This window comes from Clostridium fermenticellae, from assembly GCF_003600355.1.
Taxonomy (GTDB): domain Bacteria; phylum Bacillota; class Clostridia; order Clostridiales; family Clostridiaceae; genus Clostridium_AV; species Clostridium_AV fermenticellae.
Map to the genome: position 1 here is coordinate 1,693,931 of NZ_CP032416.1, position 24,677 is coordinate 1,718,607.

Consider the following 24,677-nt stretch of genomic DNA (forward strand, 5'->3'; position numbering starts at 1 on the left):
GGTTTATTATGTCTAATTGTACACTATTGTATTAATTTTAGTAAAGTATTACAATGTGTGTATGCAATCAAAATATATTTAAATAAATGAGGAGATTTAAAATTATGGAGTACACAAAAAATTTTGACATAAGAAATGGTAGAAACCTTACCATGCTGGTTGATTTTTACGAATTCACTATGGGCAACGGCTACCTTAAAAGCAATGCTCAAAATACCATAGCTTATTTCGATATGTTTTTTAGGAGAATCCCGGACAATGGTGGCTACTGCATTATGGCTGGTGTACAACAGGTAATCGAATACTTGTCAAACTTAAAGTTTTCTGAAGATGATATTGAATATTTAAGATGTAAGCATATGTTTTCAAAGAAATTTTTGGACTACTTGCGAAATTTTGAATTTTGTTGTGATGTTTGGGCAATACCAGAAGGAAATCCTGTATTTCCAAATGAACCTTTGATTACTGTAAGAGGTCCAGCTATTCAAGCTCAGCTTGTAGAAACTATGATTTTACTAACAATAAATCATCAAACTCTAATTGCTACAAAAGCAAATAGAATTTGCAGTGCTGCTAAAGGACGCCCAGTTATGGAATTTGGATCAAGAAGAGCTCAAGGATATGATGGAGCTATATACGGTGCAAGAGCCGCTGTAATAGGAGGATGTTCTTCAACTGCATGTACCATTTCCGAAGAAATGTTTGGTATTCCAGCTACAGGTACCATGGCTCACAGTTGGATACAATTATTTAACAATGAATATGAAGCTTTTAAAGAATGGGCAAATGTATATCCTGATAATTGTATACTTCTAGTTGATACTTATAACGTTTTAAAATCCGGACTGCCAAATGCAATAAAGATATTTAAAGATGTACTCATACCAAATGGACATAAACCTAAAGGAATTAGAATAGATAGTGGTGATATAACTTATCTTACTAAAAAATGCAGAGAAATATTAGATGAAGCTGGTCTTCCAGAAGTACAAATAGTAATATCAAATTCGCTTGATGAATTCATCATTAGCGACGTATTAAGTCAAGGAGCTCAAATAAACTCTTTTGGCGTTGGTGAAAGACTTATAACTGCAAAATCAGAACCCGTATTTGGCGGTGTCTATAAACTTACTGCCATTGAAGACAAAAACGGTAAAATAATACCTAAAATTAAGATAAGTGAAAATGAAGAAAAAATAACAAATCCAGGTTTTAAAAAAATATATAGAATATTTGATAAAAAAGACGGCAAAGCCATTGCTGACCTAATTACACTTAATGACGAAATAATAGATGAAAATCAGACACTTGAACTATTTGATCCAGTATTCACATGGAAGAAGAAAAGAATTAAAAATTTCTACGCTAAGGAATTGATGGTTCAAATATTCGATAAAGGTAAACTCGTATATGAAAGTCCAGACGTTATGGATATAAAAAACTTCGCCAAAAAAGAAACTGAAAGGATGTGGCCAGAGGTTTTAAGGTTTGAAAATCCCCATCATTACTATGTAGATTTATCTCAAGGCCTTTGGGAATTAAAACAAACCCTTCTTAGAAGATATTCATCAAATTATGAAGAATAATTTATAGGGTTTGTAAATGAAAGCTTAACCTATGCGCAGGTCGGGATTTCCAAAATACGTCACGTAAAAAATTTCTAGTAAATCTAAGCTTGCATTCATAAAAATCTAAGCGGATTATATAAACTCGCTTTGCTCAGACATATATAATCCACTAAGATTTTCAAGAACGCTTCGCTAAGACTTACTACAAAATTTTTTAATGTGTCTAAATTTTAGAAATCCCGACCTGCGCATAGGTTAAGCTTTCATTTACAAACCCCATACGCGTAGAGCTAATACAATTAATTCCAATCTGCAGGAGGAAGGTAATAATCCATCTAATTTACTAAACCTTTTAGTGAACTTAGTATCTACTGCTATTTTATTTATATTTTTCCCTTAAATATCACTAGTAATTCTTTCTAATTTGTGCATACTACCTACTGTATTGTTTTTCATAAAGATCACTCCTTGTTTTTTTATTTACCTTTAGGAGTGACCTTTTTTATTTATTTTATAACTGTAAATTTAATTACCCGGTACTAAATTTTGGCTTAACTTTACGCTCATGGGGTTTGTAATTCCAGCTCTTACGGGGTTGCCGTCAGGCTTCAGTGGAGATCGGCAGGGTTTTGTCGGAATTACCATGGGTTAGTTGTCGGATACAATTGTATCTACAAAATTCTTTAAAATAAGTGCGGTAAATCCCCAGATAACGTAGTCTCCATAAATATAAAAATATTCTGGTGCCTTTCCATGCCTGAATTTATAACTTTTTCCACCATTTATGAGTTCATATGGAAAGTTTTCCTCTAAATGCGGAAGCAATGTCAATTCATAAAGTTTGGGTTTATTTTTAATAAGAAAATCAACTGGAACAGTAAATACATGATCTACCTCATCTTCACTATAACTATAATTTTCCGTTTTTAATTTTGCTACAAACGGGTACATTATAAAACCATACGGACTTACTAAATAATTCATTTCTCCTATGAATTCAATATCATTATAATCCACTTTAAGCTCCTCTACAGCTTCTCTAATTGCAGCTTCTTTTGGATTTTCCCCATTTTCAACTGTTCCACCTGGAAGACATATGTCTCCAGGTTGAGTTCTCAACCTAAACGACCTAACTTCAAGCAATATATTCATTTTCCCCTCTTTTTCAGTAAGCAATATTATAACAGCATATTTTCTATATTGACCTGATATATGACCTTTTTTGCCTTTAAATATACTATAAATTCTATCTATCATATAATACCTCCAAACATATATATTATTCTCTACAATATACACATATTATCACATATTTTTTGTTGTTATTCAAAATAGATTTATTTTAAAGTCTATACAATGAATTCTCTAATTGTAAATTGAAATAATAAGTGCTATACTAGTCCATGTTATAAAATGAATTCGGAATTTAATATTATTATAAAAACAGATAAATTGTACATATGGAGAGATGTAAATTGAAGAAAAGTAAAATATCTTTAATACTTATATTAACTATTGTAATATCTTTAATTTTTAATATATTGGATAAATCAGAAATAGCTTACGCCGCATCAAACTCTCAAGATACACAGATTTCTATATATGGTAAAACAGCTCTTACAATAGATATGGAAACAGGCGAAATCATATATGCAAAAAATATAGACAGCCGAGTTTATCCAGCAAGCACTACAAAACTTATGACAGCTATATTACTCTCAGAAAGCAAAAAAACAGGTGATATACTTAAATACACAGAAGGATCTAAAAGACAGCCTCAATCATCAATAAATTTAGATGTCCATCCTATAGATATAGGAGAAACCATGTCAGCAAAATCTGCAATGGATGGCATGCTGCTTTTTTCTGGAAATGATATGGCATATATGATTGCAGACAACATTGGGAAAGGAGAAGCTGACTTTATAAATAAAATGAACGACAAAGCTAAGAGCTTTAATCTAAAAAATACTCACTTTGTGACCCCAAATGGACTGCATAGATCAAATCACTATACAACAACTTATGAACTAAGTGTTATTGCCAGCAAAGCTTTTCAAATTCCATGGGTAAGAGAAACTATAGCAAAAAAAGAAAGTACTTTTAAATCATCAAAAGGTACAAGCTTTACAGTAAAAAATACAAACAAACTTCTTGGCAAAAATGGGTGTATTGGTGGAAAAACTGGTTATACATCAGAAGCCGGCAGATGTCTTGTAGCCTTTTATGACAGAGATGGCAGAAAGATGATGGGAATTGTTATGGACTCTTTATATGATCCAAATGATACCTTTGTATTTAACGACATGGAAAAAATCATAGATTGGAGTTATAGTGCAAAACCTACCATGCTTTTTAACAAAAATTCAAATATAGATAATAAGAATTTGGAATATAAACCTATAGAAATGCTTCCTTTTAATATAAAATTATCCGTACCATTATATGTAAAGGACAATATTACATACTATGACAATGAAGTAAATAAAGATGAGTTAAATATTAAATTTAATATATCAAATATGAATTTTTCAAGTCTTACGGGTAAATCTCCTATTGGAGAAATTACAGTAAGTCAAAGAAATTCAATAAAAAACTATAAATTATACTCTTCAATACAAAAAAGCTACTTATTAAAAAAATGTTTTCCTATATATACTGGTGCTTTAGTAATTTTAGTTTTGATAATATATACTCTGTACAAAATATTTATGATATCAAAACGCAAAACAAATTTATAAAAGACTATATATTTATCCAATAACCACCTTGTAAAAAGGTGGTTATTTATTTATACTTAATTTTAATGATTATTTTAGAGTACATATGTTTTATGAATATACACGATTGGAGTGATTTTATGAGTTTAGAAAGTGTAAAACAATATTTCAAAGATAAAAATTTGCCGTATCAGATTATAGAAATGGAGCAAAGCACCGCTACTGTTGAATTAGCTGCTAAGGCTATTGGAGTTGAACCTGCTTTAATAGCAAAAACGATGGCTTTTAAATTAAAAGATAGGAATATACTGATATTATCAGAAGGCGACTCCAAAGTTGATAACAAAAAATTCAAAGACTACTTTCACACAAAAGCTAAAATGTTAAATGCCGATGAAGTTTTAGACTTCACCGGTCACCCGGTTGGAGGAGTTTGTCCATTTGGATTGAGAACTCAAATGGACATCTATCTTGACGAATCTCTTAAAAAGTTTGAATATGTATATCCTGCTGCTGGTTCATGTAATTCTGCTGTAAAACTGACGCCAAAAGAAATATCAGCAATAACTTTAGGAACCTGGATAAATGTATGTAAATAACATTAAATACGGGGAAACATTTTTAGTTTCCCCTTTAAAATTATAGATTGTAATTTATCTGCAGAATCTTCCGCCGCCGCCGCAGAAACAACATAATAACAAAATCCATATCCATATGCTACTACCGCATCCACCGCCGAATCCATCGTAATAATCAAAGTTTCCACAATAATCGCGACTAGGTCTGCAGCAACATCTTCTATGATGGCTCATCTTTAATTCCTCCTTATTTAACAAGACTTTTATTCATTTTACATATTTTATGTGATCCAGTTTACATTCATTAGTTTATTAAATTTATTGTTTATCCATTGCTTTGTTAATATTGTATTCATAACGCAAATAAAGTGTGCTAAAAAAATAAAAGCACACTTAAAGCCTTAAAATTCAATTTTTATATTACATCCTCTTTTATCAATTTCAATTATTTTAGTGCCGCAATTTTGCATATGAATTGAAAATTTATGTGTTATACCAGATGTATTTCCAAAGTGCATTGGAATAAAGAATTTTGGTTTTATATTGTTTATAAAATACTCTCCGCCAATATAATAGTACTCTTCCTGTCTTGGATCTACAGGGAAAAAAGCAATATCAATTCTCTCCGATTTCAAATTTAAAATTTCTCTTTTAAACCATTCTTCAGCTCTTAAGTTATCATCATCACTATCTTCCTTCCAGTGCCACCAATTTAAATCCCCGGCATGAAAGATTGTAATACCATTTACATTTATAAGAAAAGATATACCCTCATCGGTCGATCCATATGCCTTTACATATAAATCATCAAATCTCCTGGTTTCATTTATATTTAAAGTATAGTACTTATTAAAAATTCCATTAACCTTTACATCGCTGCTTAAAATATATCTTATCTTTGGGTTCATATTTGCCCAATCGAATATTAAAGGGTTAAAGTGGTCACTATGGTTATGTGATACAAAAACATAGATTTTCTTATTACTTTTAATAACTTCTTCTGGAATTACACCAGTATTTAATGCTCTGGCATGACCATAAGGCTTATCATAAAAGTAATCAAAAATAAATATATTACCTTCTGTCTCCAGATAAAATCCACTGTTATATAAATAATAAATATTTACGCTCTTCAATCCTAATTACCCTCCTTAAAATTGAAATATAGGGTTTGGAATTACAAACCCTATTTCATGGGTAAAATCTCCGTCCAATAACCATCTGGATCTTTTATAAAATATACTCCCATTTTATGATTTTCATAGCAAATACATCCCATCTTTTTATGTAATTCATATGCTGCATCAAAATCATCTGTTCTAACAGCCAAATGTATCTCATTATCTCCGAGATTATAAGGTTCTTTTCTATCTCTGAGCCATGTTAATTCAAGTGCATGAGAACTACTCTCATCCTTTAAAAATGCAAGTATAAAACTGTCATCATCTGCATGTTTTCTTCTTTCCTCTTTAAATCCAAGGGCATCGGAATAAAATTTAATACTCTTTTCAAGATCAAGGACATTTATATTATTGTGATCAAATTTAAATTTCATATTAAAACACCTCACTTCAAACTAATTTTAGATTAATTTGAAAATAATTGCAATATTTTTTGTACAGTTCCTTCAGGTGTAGTATCATTATCTATTTTAAAATCACAATATTTTTTGTATAATTCATACCTTTTTTCAAATAATTCATATAATTTTTCAGCACCGTCTTTTAACAATGGCCTTTTCTGTATATCAACATCTGCTGCTATGTTATCTACAGGTCTATCTATAAAAATTATAATTCCATTTTGAGACAGATTTTTAATATTGTCTAAGTTTTTTATAACGCCGCCACCCGTAGAAATAACTAACTTCTCTCTTCTACTTATTTCGGATACAACCTTAGTTTCAATATCTCTGAAACACTGTTCTCCATTTTTAAATATTTGACTTATCGTCTTGTTTACAGTCTTTTCTATATATTCATCAATATCCACAAACTTCCTACTTAAAATTTTCGAAAGCATTTCTCCTATTACTGTTTTACCGCATCCTGGCATTCCTATAAGAACTAAATTTTTACCTGATAAATTTTTCATATTATATACCCCTTGATATCCGAAATTTTTCGTATATATCATCTATTACTTCTGCGTCAATCGTTATATCATTCCATATTTCTTCCGAAACTACAGCTTGTGCAACAAGCATATATAATCCATTTATCCCTTTAATTCCAAGCTCCCCTGCACATTTTAAAAACCTTGTTTCAATTGGATTATAAATCAAATCCACAGCTGTACCAAACCTGGCAATTATATTCTTATCCACAGGAGATTCATCTATCTTCGGATACATTCCGCAAGGTGTACAATTCACAATTACATCTGCACAATTTATATTTCTAAGTTCTTTATATTCAATTATGTTTATATCTTTATCTTTCTTAATATTATTTAGATCTCTGCTTACAAAAACAATATCGGCAATACCATTGTCCACAAAATAATGATATACGGCTTTTGAAACTCCACCTGTTCCAAGCACAATTGCCCTTTTATTATATAGCTCCACCTTATTTTTCTTTAACATAAGACCAAATCCATAATAATCTGTATTATATCCGGTTAATTTTCCATCTTTAAAATCTATAGTATTTACAGCCCCTATTGATTTTGCTTCACCCGATATATTATCGAGATATTTAATTATATCGATTTTATAAGGTATGGTTACATTTGCCCCCCTGCACCCTAAAAACTTAAGCCCTATAACTGCACTTTCTAAATTCTCCTTTTCTATTTCAAACAAATTATAATTTCCATTTAAATTTAACTTCTCTAATATAAGACTGTGTATATAAGGAGAAAAACTGTGCCCTAGTTTTTCTCCAACAAGTCCATAAAAACAAGATTTCATTACTATTTCCTCCATATCCAAATACTACGTTTAATCTTCAGCCCTGTAATTTCCAAGCATTTTAAAATATAAGCTCTGTTCTTTAATACAATTAAGTGCATCAGATGTATTAGAATCTGATAGGTTTCCATAAAAGTCTATATAGAAAAAATATTCCCAGCATTTATTTTTCGTAGGCCTGGATTCAATTTTCATCATGTTCAGATTATTTTTCTTAAAGCATTTTAAAATTTCATAGAGTGTTCCTACCTTATGTGGGATAGAAACTATTATACTTATCTTATTATTACTACTGTCATTTTCAATATAATTTCCTATTATTGCAAATCTAGTATAATTGTTGTTATTATAATTTATATTTTCTTTTAATATATCCAGATTATAGAGTTCCGCAGAATTTTTACTTGCTATACATGCCTTACTCTTGTTATTTTGTTCGCTTATATATTCTGCACTCTTAGCCGTATTATAATATGGTATTAATTTCCATCCACTATATTTATTCAGAAATTCACTTGACTGCATAAACGCCTGATTATGAGAAAATACTTCCCTTATATCATCTAATTTAGCTCCCTTTACACCTAATAGATTATGTTCAACTTTTATTGATTTTTCACCAACAATAAAAAATCCATATTTTCTGAATAAATCATAAACCTCTGCTATTCCACCAGTTGATGAATTTTCTATAGGCAAAACACCATAATCTATCTTTTTAAGCTTAAGTGCATTAAAGACATCTTCAAATGTCTGAAAATTCAGTGCCCTGGCACTTCCTTTAAAGTACTCCATTAATGCCTGATAACTAAAAGATGATGGCACTCCTTGAAATCCAACCTTATATACGTTTTTTTCACTGTTCTCACAACCTTTTTTTGTATTTAAATCTCCTATAACCTTACCCTGCAGTACCCTGCTGATATACATAACCTGATTTAAAAAATACTCAGTTTCAATTTTTATACTCTTATCTTTTAACTTAGAGAGATTTTTTGATATAACCTCTTCTTCTCTTTTTTTATCTAATATCTGCATAGAATGTTTTAGCTTATAATCCGCCACACTTCTTGATACATGCATTCTTTCTTCAAATAGTTTTATCATCTCATCATCTATTTTATTTATTCTTTGCCTTAAATCCTTTAAATTTTCCATAGAATACCTCCAATAATTAGATAAAGAAATTATAAGTTTTAATTTTAATTAACTTAAAGTAAGTCCATAATCGCTATTGCTGCTGCTGATTCTATAACAGGTAATGCACGTACTACAATGCATGGATCATGCCTTCCCTTAATCTCTATACTTTCATTTTCTTTCTTATCTATATCAACTGTTCTCTGTACTTTAGCAATCGACGGAGTTGGTTTAATTGCAACTTTAAATATCAACGGCATTCCATTGCTTATGCCACCAAGTATTCCACCATTATTATTTGTATATGTACTTACACTTTTATCCTTTGTCATGTAGTATTCATCATTTGCCTCAGAGCCTAACATTCTTGTTATATCAAAACCAGCTCCAAACTCAACACCCTTTACTGCAGGAATAGAAAATAAAATATGTGAAAGTTTACTCTCTATCGAATCAAAGAATGGATCCCCAATTCCTGCCGGCAAATTTACAACAGCTGCTTCTACAATTCCTCCGACTGAATCACCATCTTTTTTAGCATTTAATATTGTGTTTTGCATTTTCTCTCTTACACTAGAATCAAGAACAGGAAATTCCTGTTTTGAAAGACCTTCTACTTTCTTCACATTTAAAGAATCATCGGAGATATCAAACGATCTGTCATTAACGTCCTTGATACTCTTTATATGACTCCCGATTACTATGTTTTTATCATATAGGATTTTTCTGCACAAGGCGCCTACAAATACAATAGGCGCCGTAAGTCTTCCAGAAAAATGTCCTCCTCCTCTATAATCATTAAACCCTTCATACTTAATATATCCGGTATAATCTGCATGTCCCGGCCGCATTAAATTCTTAGTTTTTTCATAGTCTTTACTTTTGGTATTTTCATTACGTATTACAGCACATATAGGTGTGCCGGTTGTTCTTCCATTAAAAATACCACTCATTATTTCAAATTCATCATTTTCCTTCCTGGTAGTTGAAAATTTGCCATCTCCAGGTGCCCTTCTCTTCATCTGATACATTATATAATCTTTATCAATTTTAAATCCGGGCTTAATGCCATCTATAACTATTCCAATACCTGCTCCATGTGATTCACCAAATATTGAGAGTTTTATTTTACTCCCCCACGTTCCACTCATCCAAATTTCCTCCTAACATCTTAAAATCATTCCAAAAATCAGGATATGATTTTTTTACACACTCAGAATCTTTTATTATAAGAGGTTCTTTACATTTAGAAGATATACATGCTAATGCCATGACTATCCTGTGATCATTCCAACTAAATACTGTTCCACCTTTTAAAACTTCCTTTCCATGTATTAAAAGTCCATCTTTCTTTTCACTTATATCAGCACCTATCTTATCAAGTTCAGACGTTATGGCATGCAGCCTGTCACATTCCTTAAATCTAAGCCTTCCAGCATTTATTATATTTGTGGTTCCGCTGCTTACTGCTGCAAGTGCTGCAAGTGCCGGTATCAAATCAGGACATTGAGATGCATCTATTGTCGTTCCGTGAATGTTAGATGGTTTAAAGATTATGTAATCTTCAAAAACTTCCATTTCAGCTCCCATTTCTTTTAGTATATCAATTACTATCTTATCTCCCTGAATAGAATCTTTGTGCACATTTTTACATACTATTTTTTCACCGAGTATAGAGGCTATTGCCCAAAATACTACCTGTGAAAAATCACCCTCTACATTATAAGAATTACAACTCCTGTACTCCTGATTTCCTTTTACTATAAACCTCCTATAATTGTTATTTTGTATATTGATTGAAAACTTTCTGAGAACATCGAGTGTTAAATCAACATATGGTCTCGATTCAAGTTCTGTAGTTACAATAATACTTGAGTCTCCATTTAAAAGTGGAAGTGAAAACAAAAGTCCCGTTATAAACTGAGAACTTATATTCCCTTTAAGTTTATACTCTCCTGGTTTAAGCTTTCCTTTTACTGTCATTGGAAGCTTCCCATCATCATTTTTGTAAAAAATATTATGGTCCCTAAATATATCGTAATAAGGTGTAAGTGGTCTATAAGCAAGCTTTCCTTTTCCATGAAATGTAACACTTTCACCAGTCACCGCTGCTATTGGTATCAAAAATCTAAGTGTTGAACCCGACTCAAAACAATTTATATTAGAATCTCTAATATTAGACTTTGATATACCTTTTATTTTTACCTCATCTTTTTTTATTTCTACACAAGCACCAAAATTTGAGATTGCATTACATGTCGCATTTATATCCTCAGAAAATATAATATTCTTTATATTTGTGATCCCTTTAGAAAGGCCCGCACATATTAAAGCTCTATGTGATATACTTTTAGATGGTGGTATTTTAACTTCTCCCTTAAGCTTTACAGGGTTTATTTTAGTATATTTCATAAAATGCACTCCTCTTTAACACAGTTAAATATCTATATAGTTTTTTAATTCCTGAAGTTTTAATTTTACAATATTAGCTTTTCCTATCTCCTTTAGAAGAATTAAATTTATAATATCAAATTGTGTTTTTTTATCCAAAGTTATCGCTTCAAACAATAGTCGTTTATCAACCTCAGGCATCTCGCATGGTAAATTATACTTATTTAAAATTCGCCTTATAGTCTCATATGTTCCTTTTTTCGTATAGCCACGCTTTTCACTTCTCTCAGTTATATAAGCCATGCCTAGAGCTACACATTCTCCATGTGTATATTTTTCGTAATTGAAAATTTTTTCAACAGCATGACCAAAAGTGTGTCCAAAATTCAGCTTCATCCTTTCTCCTGTATCAAATTCGTCCATCTGAACTATTTCTTTTTTCACACTGCAGCATGTATATATAATTTCCTCTATATTGCACAAAAGCTCATCTTTATCCTTATAATTCATAAGTTTTTGTACAAAATTCTTATCATTTATAAGACCATATTTTATAACCTCTCCCATTCCATCATTAAAAAATTTAGAATTCAGTGAATTTAAAATCTCTGGATCTATAAAGACAGCCTCTGGATGATAGAAATTACCAACTAGATTTTTACCAAAGGTTAAATCAACTGCAACTTTTCCGCCTATACTGCTGTCTATCTGGGCTAAAAGCGTAGTTGGAACCTGTATATACTTTACCCCTCTTAAATATGTCGATGCGGCAAAACCTGTTATATCTCCTACTACTCCTCCACCCAGTGCAATTATAATATCCGACCTTCTGATCCTTGATTCACAAAAATACTTATAAATATCTTTTAAAGTATCTAAATTTTTACTTCTTTCTCCTGCCTTTATAACTAGCTTACTTGTTTCAAAGCCTTCTTTTGAAAGTGAATCAATTAAAATATTTGAATATAACTTATCCACATTTGAATCTGTAACAACAGCTATTTTTTTACCACTATAAATTTTTCTAATATATTTCCCTATTGAAGTTACAATATTTCTATCTATATAGATATCATAAGATTTATTTTTTAAACTTATTTTAAGAATTTTCACTACTTAACCCACCGCCTATAACTTAATTAAAAAATCTGTTTCCTCTTGTACGTAACATCTTTAAATATGGCACAAAGTGTCTGTCTATCTTTAAGTTTTACAGCTGTCCTTATTCTATCAAGACTTTCTTCAAATTTTTCAATCTTACCAATCAGTGCATCTGAATTTACCGTAAATAATTCAGCCCACAATTCTGGGTTTATCAAAGCTACTCTTGTTACATCTTTAAAACTTCCACCAATAAATAAATTTACATCTGACTCATCAGTTATTGAATCTATTAGTGCAGCTGCCAGAACATGCGGCATCTGACTTGTAAATGCTATCATATCATCATGCTCTTTAGGAGATGTATATACAACATTTTTAAATCCAATTTTCTTTGCAATACTTTCTATTAAATCAAGATTCTTTTCTTTATTTCTACAACTTGGTGTTATAACATAATTAGTTCCATTAAAAATATCATCTCTAGCATATTTTACACCTCTATTTTCTCTTCCAGCCATAGGGTGAGTCCCTATAAATTCTAAATCTTCTGGCAAAAATGAATTTATATCTTCTACTACTTTAGATTTTATTCCTGACACATCAATTATTATAGAATTCTTCTTAAAATTTTTTATATTTTCTTTTACAAACTCAACTGTATTTTCAGGATATAAAGCTATTACTGTTATATCCGCTGTTTTTAATATATATCTCTCAGATGTGAATCCTTTATCTATGATATTTTTACTGAGAGCTATATCTACAGTATCTTTATCTTTATCTATACCCCAGATATTTTTAGGTTTTAATTTTTTAAGTGCCATTGCAAATGAACTACCTATTAGTCCAAGTCCAACTACAACAATATTTAACCTAAAGTCATGATCCTCCATAAATCTTCCTCCCAAATCTAAAATTTGTATTATACTCTTAAAGGATCATAGACATATCTTTTTTCAATGTACGCTAACTTATTCAAGTCTTTCATAAGTTTATCAAATCTTTCCGGTTTTATTGACTGCTGGCCATCACATTTTGCATTTTCAGGATCATTGTGTACTTCAATTATAAGTCCATCCGCCCCAACTGCTACAGCAGCTTTTGCTAAAGGTTCCACCATCCACCAAAGTCCGGCTGCATGACTTGGGTCAACAATTATAGGTAGGTGGCTGAGTTTTTTTATAGCTGGAATGGCACTTAAATCTAAAGTGTTTCTTGTATAATTTTCAAAGGTTCTTATTCCTCTTTCACAGAGTATTACATTTTCATTTCCACCTGCCATTATATATTCAGCTGACATCAAAAGCTCCTCAATCGTTGCAGATAATCCTCTTTTCAAAAGTATAGGTTTTTTCGTCTTTCCAAGTTCTTTAAGAAGCTCAAAATTTTGCATATTTCTCGCTCCGACCTGTATAATGTCAACATCTTGAACAAATCTGTCAATCATGTCTGTAGACATAATTTCTGTGACTATAGGAAGACCAGTTTCCTCCTTTGCAATTTTTAAAAGATCAAGGCCACTTTCCCTTAAACCCTGAAAACTATAAGGTGATGTTCTTGGCTTAAAAGCTCCTCCCCTTAAAAATGATGCTCCGCTCTCTTTAACACTTTTTGCAATTTCAACTATCTGATCCTCACTTTCAACAGAGCATGGTCCTGCCATAACAGCAATTTTATCTCCCCCAATTGTGTTGCCTGAGACATCTATTATCGTATTTTTTTGATGAAACAGCCTATTTGCAAGCTTATAAGGTTCCTGTACTTTCATAACCCTAGATACATGTTCATTTGCCTCTATCTTACTCTTATCAATTGCTGTAGTATCTCCAACAAGTCCTAAAACATAGTATTTATCACCTTTTGTAACGCTAACTCGTACATCCTTATCTTCAATTCTTCTTTTAAGTGACATAACCTCTTGCTCTGGTGTTCCCGGCATCATTATAACTATCATTTGAAATCCTCCTATTAAATTTAATTTTTATAAAGTGGAGCTCCTTACTTATAAAATTTCTAGAAATTATATTAATTTATAAAAAAAATAGGGCCCTGATGAGCCCTATTTTAAAAAACAATTTATCAAAATCCAAATAATTATTGTTTCTATATTCCACACGATAAAAATTTACCATGTGAAATCAATTTGTATCTATTAAACTCATCAAAAAGGAATAATATTATTTTTTTGCAGAAAAAGTAACCAGTGCTAAAGTAAAAATAGCCCCAGCTAAAATAAAAATAATATTTTACGCTTATTTCCTTTCCAATGATATTTTTCATAATGGGTAACCTCCAAAGATTTTTTAAATTGAATTTCTAGTCCAATATTTGTTATGTTTCATTATAGCAGATAAAATTTGTATGTCAACACAAACTGTGAATTAATTAATTCACAAAATCTCTTACTTACTAGTGTAAAACTAAAACTGCCACTTTAAAAAATTTTTTATATTACAAAAAGATATTGACCCTTACCTTACGTCATATGTTACAATAATTGTTGTAGAGGTGATAATAGGTATGTCGCTAAAATCCAAAACTTTATTTACCATAGGTGAATTTGCTAAAATGGCAGGTGTTACCCTGAGAACATTAAGATACTATGATAAAATAGGTTTACTCAAACCATCTTTATATAATAATATCGGTCATAGACTATACAGCAAAGAAGATTTTGGCAAACTGCAAAAAATCTTAACGCTTAAATTCATAGGACTTTCATTAAACGATATTTCTAATATAATGAAATATGATATGAATCAAAAAGATTTAAAGAATTCACTAGAAATTCAAAAAGATATAATGGAAAATAAAATAGACCATATTCAAACTATAATACATGCAATAACAGAAGCTATAAATATGCTAAACAATTCAAATACCCTGGATTGGAACAAATTCATCAAAATAATGAATCTAATAAATACAGATAAGAAATGGATGCAGCAGTATAAAAATGCTTCAAATCTCAGAGCAAGAATAAGAATTCATGAATTATACAGCACAAATAAAGAAGGATGGATGAACTGGTTTTTTGATCAATTAAATTTATCAGATAATATTTCCATATTGGAATTAGGTTGTGGAGATGCAAGTCTCTGGTGTAAAAATTATAGTAAAATTTCAGAAAACTGGAGCATAACCTTAACTGATTTTTCATCTGGTATGCTTGAAGATGCAAAAAAGAATTTAGGTAAAAGAAAAAATCGGTTTAAATTTAAAATTGTGGATGCACAAAATATAACATTTGATAATGCTTCCTTTGATGTTGTTATTGCAAATAATATGCTATATCACGTAAATCATATAGAAAAAGCCTTTTCTGAAATAAAAAGAGTTTTAAAAGACGGCGGATATTTTTTTGCATCAACAGCAGGTGAAAATCATATGAAAGAAATGAGAGAAATTGTTTCAAAATTCAATTGGGACAATTTAACCACACAAAGTTGGAATTTGACCAAAAACTTTCAGCTAGAAAATGGTTTAGATATGGTTTCAAAATGGTTTAAAAAGGTAAAACTAAAAAGATATAAGGATAATTTGTTTGTAACAGATGCTATGCCGCTTATAGATTATATATTCTCTATGCCGGGAAACACAAAAAAGTTTTTCACAGAAAAGGACATAATTGAATTGAAAAAATCTCTACAAAAAAAGATAAAAACCTCTGGAGGTATATATATAACCAAAGATACCGGTTTTTTTCAGGGAAGAAAATAGCTTATACATATGAAAGGATTGATTATAAATGAATAAAAAAATACCATTTTCACCACCAGATATAGGAGAAGCTGAAATAAATGCAGTTGTAGAAGTATTAAAGTCTGGCTGGATCACTACAGGTCCAAAATGTGCCGAATTTGAAAAAAAGATAGCTGAATACTGCAAAAGTAATTCATCACTTGCTGTAAACAGTAATTCTGCAGGACTTGAACTTGTATTAAAGGAATTCAATATAAAATCCGGAGATGACGTCATAACAACCCCTTATACCTATACTGCAACTGCAAGTGCTGCTGTAAGACGCGGAATAAGGCCAATACTTGTTGACATAGAAAAAGACTCATTTTTAATTGATTTAAATAAATTAGCAGATGCCATAACACCAAATACAAAGGCCATATATACAGTGGATGTTGCAGGAGTTCCTATAGACTATGACGCTGTAAGGAAAATACTAAAGGATAAGAATCGTGAGGATATACTTTTTGTATCAGATTCTGCACACTCTTTTGGTGCAAAATATAAAGGAAAAAGAGTAGGTTCCCAGGCTGATTTTCATGTTTTCTCTTTCCATGCAGTAAAGAACTTTACAACTGCTGAAGGAGGAGCTATAACATTTAACAATAATTCTAAATTCGGAAACAAGAATCTATATAAAGACTTTAAATTAGAAACTCTCCATGGTCAATCAAAAGATGCTCTTTCAAAGATGCAGGCAGGTGCATGGAAATATGACATAGTTACAGATGGAGGAAAATGCAATTTAACTGATATATGTGCAGCTATTGGTCTGGCACAATTCCCAAGATATGAGGGAATGCTTAAAAAACGTAAGGCAATATTTGATTTATATACTAGATATCTATCGGAAAAAGATTGGGCTATAGTACCATTTACAAAAGATGATATAAGAGAAACCTCATATCATTTATACCTTCTTCGCATAAAAGACTTCACTGAAGATCAGAGAAATGAAGTTATAAAAATGCTTGCAGAAAAAGATATCGCAACTAATGTTCACTATACTCCTCTACCAATGTTTACACTTTATAAGAAATTAGGATATGATATAAAGAACTACCCAAATGCATATGACCACTATGCAAATGAAATTTCTTTACCAGTTTATTCTCTTCTTGAATTGGATGATGCAGAATATGTAGTTAAAGAATTGATTTCTGCTGTAGAAAAGGTCATGAAATAATTGAAAGTGAGGATTAAAAATGAAAGTTAATTTTTTTACACCTACAAGAGAATATTTAGAAAAAAAGGATGAATTTAATAAGGCAATATCAGATGTTCTTGAGAGCGGAAATTTCATATTTGGATCTCAGGTATCAGAGCTTGAAGAAGAAATAAAAAAATATACCGGCGCCAAACATGCAGTAGCTGTAGCCTCCGGGACTGATGCTCTTTTAATTTCTTCTCATGCACTTGGATTTAAAGATGGAGATGAAATAATAACTTCTCCCTTTACATTTTTGGCTTCAACTTCCTGTATAGCCAAATTAAATGCTAAACCAGTGTTCGTTGATATAGATGAAAATACTTTTAATTTAGATGCAGACAAAATAGAAGAAAGAATAACTTCAAAAACCAAAAGTATACTTCCAATACATCTTTTTTCACAGATGGCTGATATGGATAAAATCATGGATATAGCATCAAAACACAATTTAACTGTATTAGAAGATGCTGCAGAAGCCTTTGGAATGCAGTGGGGCGGATCAATAAATAAATTCAGACACTCTGGTACTATAGGCGATATTGGTATATATTCATTCTTCCCTACAAAAACTCTTGGAGGATACGGCGATGGTGGAATGATAGTAACCAATAATGATACTTTAGCTGAAACTGCTAGAATGCTTAGAGTTCATGGTGCTTCTAAAAAATATCATTATGACTATATAGGCTATAATTCAAGACTTGATTCAATACAAGCTGCTGTGCTTTTAGTCAAACTTAAATATATAGATAATGCTATAGAACATAGACAGAAGGTTGCAAACTGGTACAAAGACAGACTTTCTGATTTAGAATATATAAAACTTCCTACAATTAAAGGAAATCAGAAACCAGTATTCTATGCATTTAATACATTGGTTGAAAAAAGAGATGAACTTAATAACTACTTAAAAGAAAATGAAATTGGAACTAGTATATACTATCCAATACCGCTTCATCTTCAAAAATGTTTTAATTACCTGGGATATAAGAAAGGTGATTTCCCTGTAGCAGAAAAACTTTCAAACAAAGCTTTAGCTCTTCCTATATATCCTGAGATAACTGAAAATGAAGTTGATTTTGTATGTGAAACTATAAGAAAATTTTATTCCAAATAAAATGAAAGGAAGTCCATTAAGACTTCCTTTTACCATATTTATTCAATACCTGTCATTATACCTTCTATACAAGAAAGCGGTAATCCTTCTTTTCTCATCGCATCTGCTGTTTTATTAGTATCATATTTAAATTCTATAAACTCAACTTTTATATTTTCGTTATTTATATCAAGTATCAGGTATGTTCCATTTGGCCTTCCTATCTTAGGCTTTCCAATACTTCCATCATTCAGTAATAGTTTTTCTCCAAATATTTTCTTATATGGTATATGTGTGTGTCCACAAACTAACACATCTCCAAAAAAGTCTTTCATAACCTCATCTAGTTTTTCATAATCCTCATTTAAATACTCATTTATATCCCTGTAACTCCCATGTGCAAAACATATTTCTTTCCTTCCATACTTTAGTGTCATTCTTTCAGGAAGTGATTTTAAATATTCTATATTCCTCTTTGTGAGTCTATCCGCTGTCCATGGCATGCAAAATTTATTTATTTCATTATCTCTTATATAATTAAATTTTCTTTCATAAACAGATGCATCATAATTTCCAAGTGTTACTAATATTCTTTTTTCCCGTATAAAATCTACAACTTCATTTGGATAAGGACCATATCCTGTTAAATCCCCAAGGCATATTATATTATCCGCATTTCTCTCCAAAATATCTAAATACGCGGTTTTAATCGCCTCTAAATTTCCATGAATATCTGATATAACTGCTATTCTCATCTTTTTCCTCCACTTTTGTTTATTATTTTATTCATATAAATGCATCACATATCACTTTTTATATATTTCTTATAATTAAGTTCTTGCCCATTTTCCCATGGTTTATACATATTTTCAAATTCAACTCTTTCTTTAAAGGTTGGGTGATCATAATTCCATAGTTTATATATAATTCCCGGGGAAGGTAAAATCAAACTATTTTGATGCAGCTTTACAGTAGATGATACCGCCGCATCATTATCTTTTGTAAGTTCTAATTCAAATACATCTGCTTCGTGCTCTACGTGTCTTGAATAACTGTTTATTGCGGGAGATATTATAAACATACATAAATTCAATAATATTATAATAAGAGGTAACGATGCCATATCATATATCTTATTGAATCCAAAATTAGAATTTCCTATTACAAAGAGAGCCGCCTTATTTACAAGATAAAATATAAAAATTGACAGTACTCCTCCTAAAATTATTCCTTTCCATATATGGTTCATAACATAATGTCCCATCTCATGTGCCAAAATACAAAGGACTTCTCTATCTGTAAGCTTTTTAAGTGTAGTATCCCAAATAACTATCCTTTTGCTATTTAAAATTCCCGTCATATAAGCATTCATCTCATTTGTATCAATACTTTTATTAACTTCATATACATTACATTTTTCTATTCCAACTCTTTTTAGCTCAAAATTTATTTTATTTTCTAAAGTAACATCTTGTATTTTGCAGTATTTATTAAATATTGGATCAATATACATTGGACTCACAAGTGTCACAAAAGCTATTATGGGTATCATAAGTATTCCAAGAACAAGCCACCATAGATTGGGAACTCTTCTCATAAGTGTATATACAAAATATATAAAAACTGATCCTACAATTACGGTTATTGCCAAATTTTCAATCAAATCTAAAATCCACTTTAATAAAGTTTGATTTGATAAACCATATAAATGCTTTAACACAAATGATCCATAATAATCAAATGGCAGTTCAACAATTGTAGTTATACATTCATATATTAAAAAATATATAAAGAACGCCAAGAACACTACTCCTGTTCTTTTAAATGACAAGTCCCTTATGTAAGACGAAAATCCTGAGATCAAAAGCGCAAATGGTACTATAAAACTAAGTACAAGACCCAAAAGCCACTTATTTACTTGTGTTCTATGATATTCAAGAGCCTTTACTGTAGGTTTTTTAATTCCATTATCTATACTCTGATATGTATAATCATTCATAAGTTTAGCATCATTCATATTTTCTGTTATCTTTACGCTAAATGCAAAGATAACAAATACAACTATAATAGAGCTTATTACAAATAAAAGTTTCTTTGACATAAATGTACCCCCCCCTATCTAATATTATATATTTTAAATGATATAAATATTAATTTTATGTAAGGGTATTTTAAAATTCAGGCCAATTTAAACACAACTTTAAAGGTAGCTCCTTCATTTGGCTTACTTGATACACTTATATCCCCATTAAGTTCATCAACTATTGTTTTTGCAATAGAAAGTCCAAGTCCAAAATGACCTTCTCCTTCTCTTTTAGCTCTTGATTTATCAACCTTATAGAATCTTTCAAATATTTTATCAAGATATTCCTCTTCTATACCTTCTCCTGTATCTGAAACTATTATGTTAATTTTGTTCTTAACTATATTCATATTTACTTTAATAGTCCCACCTTCTGGTGTATGTTTTATTGCATTATCAATCAAAATCACCATAAGTTGATTTATTCTGCCTTCATTTCCATTGAATCTTATACCATTTAATACATTGTATTTAAGCTTTATACTATTCTGAATTGCAATCGGTTCAAATGCTGTCACTGACCTTATGATTACAGAACTCAAATCAAATTTTAAGCGCATAAGAGATTTTTTACCGGAGTCAGATCTTGCAAGAAAAAGTAAATCTTCTATCAATTTTGTCATTCTTTGAGTTTCTGTTTTTATATTATTAAGCCATTTTTCCTGACTGCCTACAGTTTCTTCATGATTATCTAAAACCAAATCCAGATTTGTTCTAATAACTGAAAGTGGTGTTCTCAGTTCATGTGACGCATCCGCAACAAAAGCTTTCTGCTTTTCCCATACATTTATTATTGGTTTAAGTGCTATATTTGACAATAACAAGCTTATTATAAATACAACTATAAGGCTTACTATGCACACAATTATTGATATTTTTATAAGGCTATTAAGAGCCCCATTATCAAATGATTTATCCTGAAATACTATTGCAAATCCATAGTCTTTATGAATTCTAACATATCTAAGATTAAGATTGTTATATGTAATGCTGCCTCTCTTAAGATCGCTCTTTAATGCCCTGTCTTTAAGTGTTTTAAATTCATTATCTGTAAGTTTAAAATTACTTTCAATATATATTATGTTTTTTTTATTATCTGTCTTTATAATAAAAACCATGGGATTAGGTCCCTTTTGTCCCCTCTCTCCTTCCTTTATATGTTCCATTTGCAGCGTTTTATCCATCATCATATACGCAGAATGGTCAAAACTGCTTTTCATAAGTACGTATATACCAGAAAATATAGTTAAAAGTAGAATACTAGTTAAAATCAAATTTATTAGTATGAGTTCTATTTTTAGTTTACGGAACATTATATCAAACCTCTTTTAGACAATAGCCTACCCCTCTCACTGTCTCAATCTCAACATTACTACCTATTTTCCTGAGTTTCTTTCTTAAATAAGAAAAGTATACTTCGATATTATTGTTCATTTCTATATCGGAGTCAATCCCCCAAACTCTATCTAAAATTTGATCTTTCGTTATAACTTGATTCTTATTACGCGCTAAAAGTTCTAATAACTGTGATTCCTTTGCTGTTAATTTAATCTTATTTCCTTTGTACTCCATCTCCGTTTTAAGTGGATCAAACATCAATGATGATAATTCTATATTTCCATCTTGTATAAAGTCAGTATGCCTTCTTGAAAGTGCCCTTATTCTTGCTAAAAGTTCTTTAGTGTCAAACGGTTTCACAAGATAATCATCTGCTCCATTATCAAGTCCCTCAACTCTATTTTCAATAGTATCCATTGCTGTTAACATGATTACCGGTGTTTCAATTTTCCTCTTTCTTAAATTTTTTAAAATATCTATTCCATTTTTTTGAGGTAACATTCTGTCAAGAATTATGATGTCATATATTTTGCTTTGAGCCATTTCGTCACCTTCAATTCCATCATAAGCTGCGTCTACTGCATAATTATTCTTTTTAAGTATATATACAAGTGCATCGGAGAGCATAATTTCATCCTCTACTAAAAGTAATCTCATGTATTTTCCCTCCTTCTATAGGGTTTAATTCGTACACCCAATGAATCTAATGCTTAATACATTATACAATACTATAAATGTAAAATAAAGAATTTATAACATTGATAAACGTTTCAAACGTAAACCCTGCCACTTTAATTTAGCTATAAAAATAGACATTCATCTCTGAACGCCTAAATATAAAAAAGAAATCACATTTTAGATTCATCCTTGACAATTGCTATTTTTTTCTGACATCCAGGATATAATATGTTTCTTCTTAATGGTGAATTTAATATTATAGAAGTAACTACCTTGCCATAACCCATTAACTCTTCCAATAACTCATTCATTTCATCTATATTGGCAGTTGATGCTTTCATAATATAATTCGCTTGTCCTGTTACCGCATGAATTTCTGTTATAGCTTCCTTTTCTGATACAATTTTTACAAATTTAGTATGAGGTATATTCAAATTACTTATTTCAATAAAAAAAACAATTTTTCTCCCTATTTTTTTGGGATTTACTATAACAGTAAATCCTTCTATAATCCCTTTATCAACCATCTTTGTAATTCTTTCCTGTACACTAGGTCTGCTCAAATTAACTTTTTTTGATAAATCAGTTATACTTATTCTAGAATTTTCTTGTAAAAGTATGATTAATTTTAAATCAATAGAATCCATGCTTACTATCCTTTCATAATTTCATCTAAAAAAGTTTACTAAATTATATCACAAACTTTATTCCATACACAACATCTACTTCAATTTTTTGTTAATTCATTAATCTCTATGTTCTTATATTTATAATAAGCTTTGTAAAAAAGCAGAGGTGCAGATATAATCCACACCCCACTTTTTATTATACTACTACACTTCTTTCATTTGTAAAGTTTTCATATTCTTTATTTTCCATTATTTTTTCTGTTATTTCAATTAATTTATATACGTCTTCATAGGATGTATACAGAGCAATTGGTGCCAGTCGAATTACATTAGGTTCTCTAAAGTCAGGAATTACTCCATTGTTTTTAAGAGCACTATTTATTCTATAAGCATCGTCATGAATTAAGCAAACATGCCCTCCTCTTTTCTCATCCTCTCTTGGATTGCCCACTCTAAAACCGTATTTTGATAATTTTTCATCTATTAGATACATTAGGTAAGCTGTAATTTGTAATGATTTCTTTCTTATCTTATCCATTCCTGCTTCTTTATACATATTTAATGTTCCTTCTATAGGTGCCATAGATAATAGATTAGGAGTACCTGTTTGCCAGCCTTTGGCAGTTTTATCCTGATCGAACTCGTGATTTAATTGAAATTGAGTTTTATCGTTATTTCCAAACCATCCTGCTAAACCTGCATGCTTATTAAAATGTTTTTTGTTTATAAACAGACCAGCAGTTGCTCCAGGACCTCCCGATAAATATTTATAGTTGCACCATATTGCAAAATCCGGATCAATATCCTTAAAGTCATGGGATATCGCCCCTATTGAATGACATAAATCCCAGCCTATATATATTCCTCTTTCTTTAGCAGCATTAGTTATTTTCTTCATATCTAACAATTGAGAACTTCTATATAATACGGATGGCAATAATACTAAAGCAACATCATCAGTCATAGCGTCAATAACTGTATCTTCATCTATCATTACTCCATCTTTGCTTTTAACTACCTTCAGTGCATCTTCAACCTTTAGTCCTTTTAGTCGTATTTGACTGTCTACAGCATATCTGTCAGTAGGAAAATTCAAGTCGTCAACCAATATTTTATATCTGTCTTTTGTTGGTTTATAAAATGTCGAAATTGCCTGATGTACATTCATAGTAGTACTACCTACAACAGCTATTTCATTAGCATCTGCATTCAATAAAGGCGCTATTTTTCCAGCCAAATACTCTGAATAATTCAGATATTTTCCATCCTCGGTACCCCATATATTGATTGCTTCCTTTTTCCATACATTCAACATATTTAATAGTGAATTTTCAGCATCTTTAGAGCATAATCCTAAAGAGTTGCCGTCCATAAAAATTTGGCCTTCCTTGACATAGAACCTATCTCTGAAACTTTTTAATTCATCTTCCTGATCCATTTTCTTAGCATAATCCAGAGTTAATTCAAATTTTCTTTTTGACATATTA

General features: G+C 30.6%; 24 protein-coding genes. 6 read left to right on the forward strand and 18 right to left on the reverse strand.

The window, feature by feature from the left end:
* The first annotated feature begins 104 nt into the window (after nt 1-104).
* Nucleotides 105-1,586 carry a nicotinate phosphoribosyltransferase gene (locus D4Z93_RS07855; RefSeq protein WP_119972186.1) on the forward strand — a complete coding sequence of 494 codons (1,482 nt, stop codon included), beginning with the start codon at nt 105-107 and terminating at the stop codon, nt 1,584-1,586.
* A 630-nt stretch (nt 1,587-2,216) separates the two neighbouring features.
* Here D4Z93_RS07855 and D4Z93_RS07860 read toward each other — a convergent pair.
* Complete coding sequence (locus D4Z93_RS07860) at nt 2,217-2,825, reverse strand: NUDIX hydrolase (RefSeq protein ID WP_119972188.1); 609 nt, start codon at nt 2,823-2,825, stop codon at nt 2,217-2,219.
* 218 nt (nt 2,826-3,043) lie between these two features.
* Here D4Z93_RS07860 and D4Z93_RS07865 point away from each other — a divergent pair, with 218 nt between their 5' ends.
* Together D4Z93_RS07865 and D4Z93_RS07870 are read left to right on the forward strand one after the other, a co-directional pair.
* The gene (locus D4Z93_RS07865) at nt 3,044-4,309 is read left to right on the forward strand and encodes a D-alanyl-D-alanine carboxypeptidase family protein (protein WP_243105909.1); all 1,266 of its coding nucleotides are present in this window, start codon (nt 3,044-3,046) and stop codon (nt 4,307-4,309) included.
* 119 nt (nt 4,310-4,428) lie between these two features.
* A complete protein-coding gene (locus D4Z93_RS07870; protein WP_119972194.1) occupies nt 4,429-4,887 on the forward strand; it encodes a YbaK/EbsC family protein in 459 nt (152 codons plus the stop codon).
* Nucleotides 4,888-4,941: 54 nt separating this feature from the next.
* Here the strand turns inward: D4Z93_RS07870 and D4Z93_RS13225 are convergent, their stop codons facing one another.
* The 11 genes from D4Z93_RS13225 to aroF form a co-directional block, all read right to left on the reverse strand.
* A complete protein-coding gene (locus D4Z93_RS13225) occupies nt 4,942-5,100 on the reverse strand; it encodes a hypothetical protein (RefSeq protein ID WP_162920221.1) in 159 nt (52 codons plus the stop codon).
* Between the two features lie 167 nt (nt 5,101-5,267).
* Complete coding sequence (locus D4Z93_RS07875) at nt 5,268-6,002, reverse strand: MBL fold metallo-hydrolase (protein ID WP_119972196.1); 735 nt, start codon at nt 6,000-6,002, stop codon at nt 5,268-5,270.
* 50 nt (nt 6,003-6,052) lie between these two features.
* A complete protein-coding gene (locus D4Z93_RS07880) occupies nt 6,053-6,421 on the reverse strand; it encodes a VOC family protein (protein ID WP_119972199.1) in 369 nt (122 codons plus the stop codon).
* A 32-nt stretch (nt 6,422-6,453) separates the two neighbouring features.
* Nucleotides 6,454-6,960 (reverse strand): shikimate kinase, encoded by a 507-nt coding sequence (locus D4Z93_RS07885; RefSeq protein ID WP_119972200.1) that lies wholly within the window; start codon nt 6,958-6,960, stop codon nt 6,454-6,456.
* Nucleotide 6,961: 1 nt separating this feature from the next.
* Nucleotides 6,962-7,780, reverse strand: a complete 819-nt coding sequence (gene aroE / locus D4Z93_RS07890) for a shikimate dehydrogenase (protein ID WP_119972203.1) — start codon at nt 7,778-7,780, stop codon at nt 6,962-6,964.
* 30 nt (nt 7,781-7,810) lie between these two features.
* Nucleotides 7,811-8,938, reverse strand: coding sequence for a bifunctional chorismate mutase/prephenate dehydratase (locus D4Z93_RS07895; protein ID WP_119972206.1), 1,128 nt, complete (start codon nt 8,936-8,938; stop codon nt 7,811-7,813).
* 53 nt (nt 8,939-8,991) lie between these two features.
* The gene (gene aroC, locus D4Z93_RS07900) at nt 8,992-10,071 is read right to left on the reverse strand and encodes a chorismate synthase (protein WP_119972207.1); all 1,080 of its coding nucleotides are present in this window, start codon (nt 10,069-10,071) and stop codon (nt 8,992-8,994) included.
* Nucleotides 10,049-11,332, reverse strand: coding sequence for a 3-phosphoshikimate 1-carboxyvinyltransferase (gene aroA, locus D4Z93_RS07905; protein WP_119972210.1), 1,284 nt, complete (start codon nt 11,330-11,332; stop codon nt 10,049-10,051). Before aroA ends, aroC begins: the two co-directional genes overlap by 23 nt.
* A gap of 24 nt (nt 11,333-11,356) precedes the next feature.
* Nucleotides 11,357-12,424 (reverse strand): 3-dehydroquinate synthase, encoded by a 1,068-nt coding sequence (gene aroB, locus D4Z93_RS07910; protein WP_119972213.1) that lies wholly within the window; start codon nt 12,422-12,424, stop codon nt 11,357-11,359.
* 26 nt (nt 12,425-12,450) lie between these two features.
* Entirely contained in the window at nt 12,451-13,308 is an 858-nt protein-coding gene (locus D4Z93_RS07915) for a prephenate dehydrogenase (RefSeq protein ID WP_119972216.1), read from the reverse strand.
* 29 nt (nt 13,309-13,337) lie between these two features.
* A complete protein-coding gene (aroF, locus tag D4Z93_RS07920; RefSeq protein WP_119972218.1) occupies nt 13,338-14,369 on the reverse strand; it encodes a 3-deoxy-7-phosphoheptulonate synthase in 1,032 nt (343 codons plus the stop codon).
* Nucleotides 14,370-14,935: 566 nt separating this feature from the next.
* Between aroF and D4Z93_RS07925 the strand changes: the two genes are divergently transcribed.
* The 3 genes from D4Z93_RS07925 to D4Z93_RS07935 are packed head-to-tail and all read left to right on the forward strand — an operon-like array spanning nt 14,936 to nt 18,483.
* Nucleotides 14,936-16,135, forward strand: coding sequence for a MerR family transcriptional regulator (locus D4Z93_RS07925; RefSeq protein ID WP_119972221.1), 1,200 nt, complete (start codon nt 14,936-14,938; stop codon nt 16,133-16,135).
* 28 nt (nt 16,136-16,163) lie between these two features.
* Nucleotides 16,164-17,342, forward strand: coding sequence for a DegT/DnrJ/EryC1/StrS family aminotransferase (locus D4Z93_RS07930; protein ID WP_119972223.1), 1,179 nt, complete (start codon nt 16,164-16,166; stop codon nt 17,340-17,342).
* A gap of 19 nt (nt 17,343-17,361) precedes the next feature.
* On the forward strand, nt 17,362-18,483 hold the full coding sequence (locus D4Z93_RS07935; protein ID WP_119972225.1) for a DegT/DnrJ/EryC1/StrS family aminotransferase: 1,122 nt from the start codon (nt 17,362-17,364) through the stop codon (nt 18,481-18,483).
* 38 nt (nt 18,484-18,521) lie between these two features.
* Here the strand turns inward: D4Z93_RS07935 and D4Z93_RS07940 are convergent, their stop codons facing one another.
* The 6 genes from D4Z93_RS07940 to kynU form a co-directional block, all read right to left on the reverse strand.
* A complete protein-coding gene (locus tag D4Z93_RS07940) occupies nt 18,522-19,217 on the reverse strand; it encodes a metallophosphoesterase family protein (RefSeq protein WP_119972228.1) in 696 nt (231 codons plus the stop codon).
* Between the two features lie 44 nt (nt 19,218-19,261).
* On the reverse strand, nt 19,262-20,563 hold the full coding sequence (locus tag D4Z93_RS07945; protein ID WP_119972231.1) for a M48 family metallopeptidase: 1,302 nt from the start codon (nt 20,561-20,563) through the stop codon (nt 19,262-19,264).
* Nucleotides 20,564-20,640: 77 nt separating this feature from the next.
* Nucleotides 20,641-21,858: a sensor histidine kinase gene (locus D4Z93_RS07950; RefSeq protein WP_119972234.1), complete on the reverse strand. Its 1,218-nt coding sequence runs from the start codon at nt 21,856-21,858 to the stop codon at nt 20,641-20,643.
* Nucleotides 21,859-21,862: 4 nt separating this feature from the next.
* On the reverse strand, nt 21,863-22,540 hold the full coding sequence (locus D4Z93_RS07955; RefSeq protein WP_119972237.1) for a response regulator transcription factor: 678 nt from the start codon (nt 22,538-22,540) through the stop codon (nt 21,863-21,865).
* A gap of 191 nt (nt 22,541-22,731) precedes the next feature.
* Entirely contained in the window at nt 22,732-23,208 is a 477-nt protein-coding gene (locus tag D4Z93_RS07960; protein ID WP_119972239.1) for an Lrp/AsnC family transcriptional regulator, read from the reverse strand.
* A 178-nt stretch (nt 23,209-23,386) separates the two neighbouring features.
* A complete protein-coding gene (gene kynU / locus D4Z93_RS07965) occupies nt 23,387-24,673 on the reverse strand; it encodes a kynureninase (protein WP_119972242.1) in 1,287 nt (428 codons plus the stop codon).
* Nucleotides 24,674-24,677: the final 4 nt, after the last annotated feature.

Coding starts and splice junctions, on each gene's coding strand:
- D4Z93_RS07855 (WP_119972186.1), top strand. CDS start 105: ATGGAGTACACAAAAAATTTTGACATAAGAAATGGTAGAAACCTTACC.
- D4Z93_RS07860 (WP_119972188.1), bottom strand. CDS start 2,825: ATGATAGATAGAATTTATAGTATATTTAAAGGCAAAAAAGGTCATATA.
- D4Z93_RS07870 (WP_119972194.1), top strand. CDS start 4,429: ATGAGTTTAGAAAGTGTAAAACAATATTTCAAAGATAAAAATTTGCCG.
- D4Z93_RS13225 (WP_162920221.1), bottom strand. CDS start 5,100: ATGAGCCATCATAGAAGATGTTGCTGCAGACCTAGTCGCGATTATTGT.
- D4Z93_RS07880 (WP_119972199.1), bottom strand. CDS start 6,421: ATGAAATTTAAATTTGATCACAATAATATAAATGTCCTTGATCTTGAA.
- D4Z93_RS07885 (WP_119972200.1), bottom strand. CDS start 6,960: ATGAAAAATTTATCAGGTAAAAATTTAGTTCTTATAGGAATGCCAGGA.
- aroE (WP_119972203.1), bottom strand. CDS start 7,780: ATGAAATCTTGTTTTTATGGACTTGTTGGAGAAAAACTAGGGCACAGT.
- D4Z93_RS07895 (WP_119972206.1), bottom strand. CDS start 8,938: ATGGAAAATTTAAAGGATTTAAGGCAAAGAATAAATAAAATAGATGAT.
- aroC (WP_119972207.1), bottom strand. CDS start 10,071: ATGAGTGGAACGTGGGGGAGTAAAATAAAACTCTCAATATTTGGTGAA.
- aroA (WP_119972210.1), bottom strand. CDS start 11,332: ATGAAATATACTAAAATAAACCCTGTAAAGCTTAAGGGAGAAGTTAAA.
- D4Z93_RS07915 (WP_119972216.1), bottom strand. CDS start 13,308: ATGGAGGATCATGACTTTAGGTTAAATATTGTTGTAGTTGGACTTGGA.
- aroF (WP_119972218.1), bottom strand. CDS start 14,369: ATGATAGTTATAATGATGCCGGGAACACCAGAGCAAGAGGTTATGTCA.
- D4Z93_RS07925 (WP_119972221.1), top strand. CDS start 14,936: ATGTCGCTAAAATCCAAAACTTTATTTACCATAGGTGAATTTGCTAAA.
- D4Z93_RS07930 (WP_119972223.1), top strand. CDS start 16,164: ATGAATAAAAAAATACCATTTTCACCACCAGATATAGGAGAAGCTGAA.
- D4Z93_RS07935 (WP_119972225.1), top strand. CDS start 17,362: ATGAAAGTTAATTTTTTTACACCTACAAGAGAATATTTAGAAAAAAAG.
- D4Z93_RS07940 (WP_119972228.1), bottom strand. CDS start 19,217: ATGAGAATAGCAGTTATATCAGATATTCATGGAAATTTAGAGGCGATT.
- D4Z93_RS07945 (WP_119972231.1), bottom strand. CDS start 20,563: ATGTCAAAGAAACTTTTATTTGTAATAAGCTCTATTATAGTTGTATTT.
- D4Z93_RS07950 (WP_119972234.1), bottom strand. CDS start 21,858: ATGTTCCGTAAACTAAAAATAGAACTCATACTAATAAATTTGATTTTA.
- D4Z93_RS07955 (WP_119972237.1), bottom strand. CDS start 22,540: ATGAGATTACTTTTAGTAGAGGATGAAATTATGCTCTCCGATGCACTT.
- D4Z93_RS07960 (WP_119972239.1), bottom strand. CDS start 23,208: ATGGATTCTATTGATTTAAAATTAATCATACTTTTACAAGAAAATTCT.
- kynU (WP_119972242.1), bottom strand. CDS start 24,673: ATGTCAAAAAGAAAATTTGAATTAACTCTGGATTATGCTAAGAAAATG.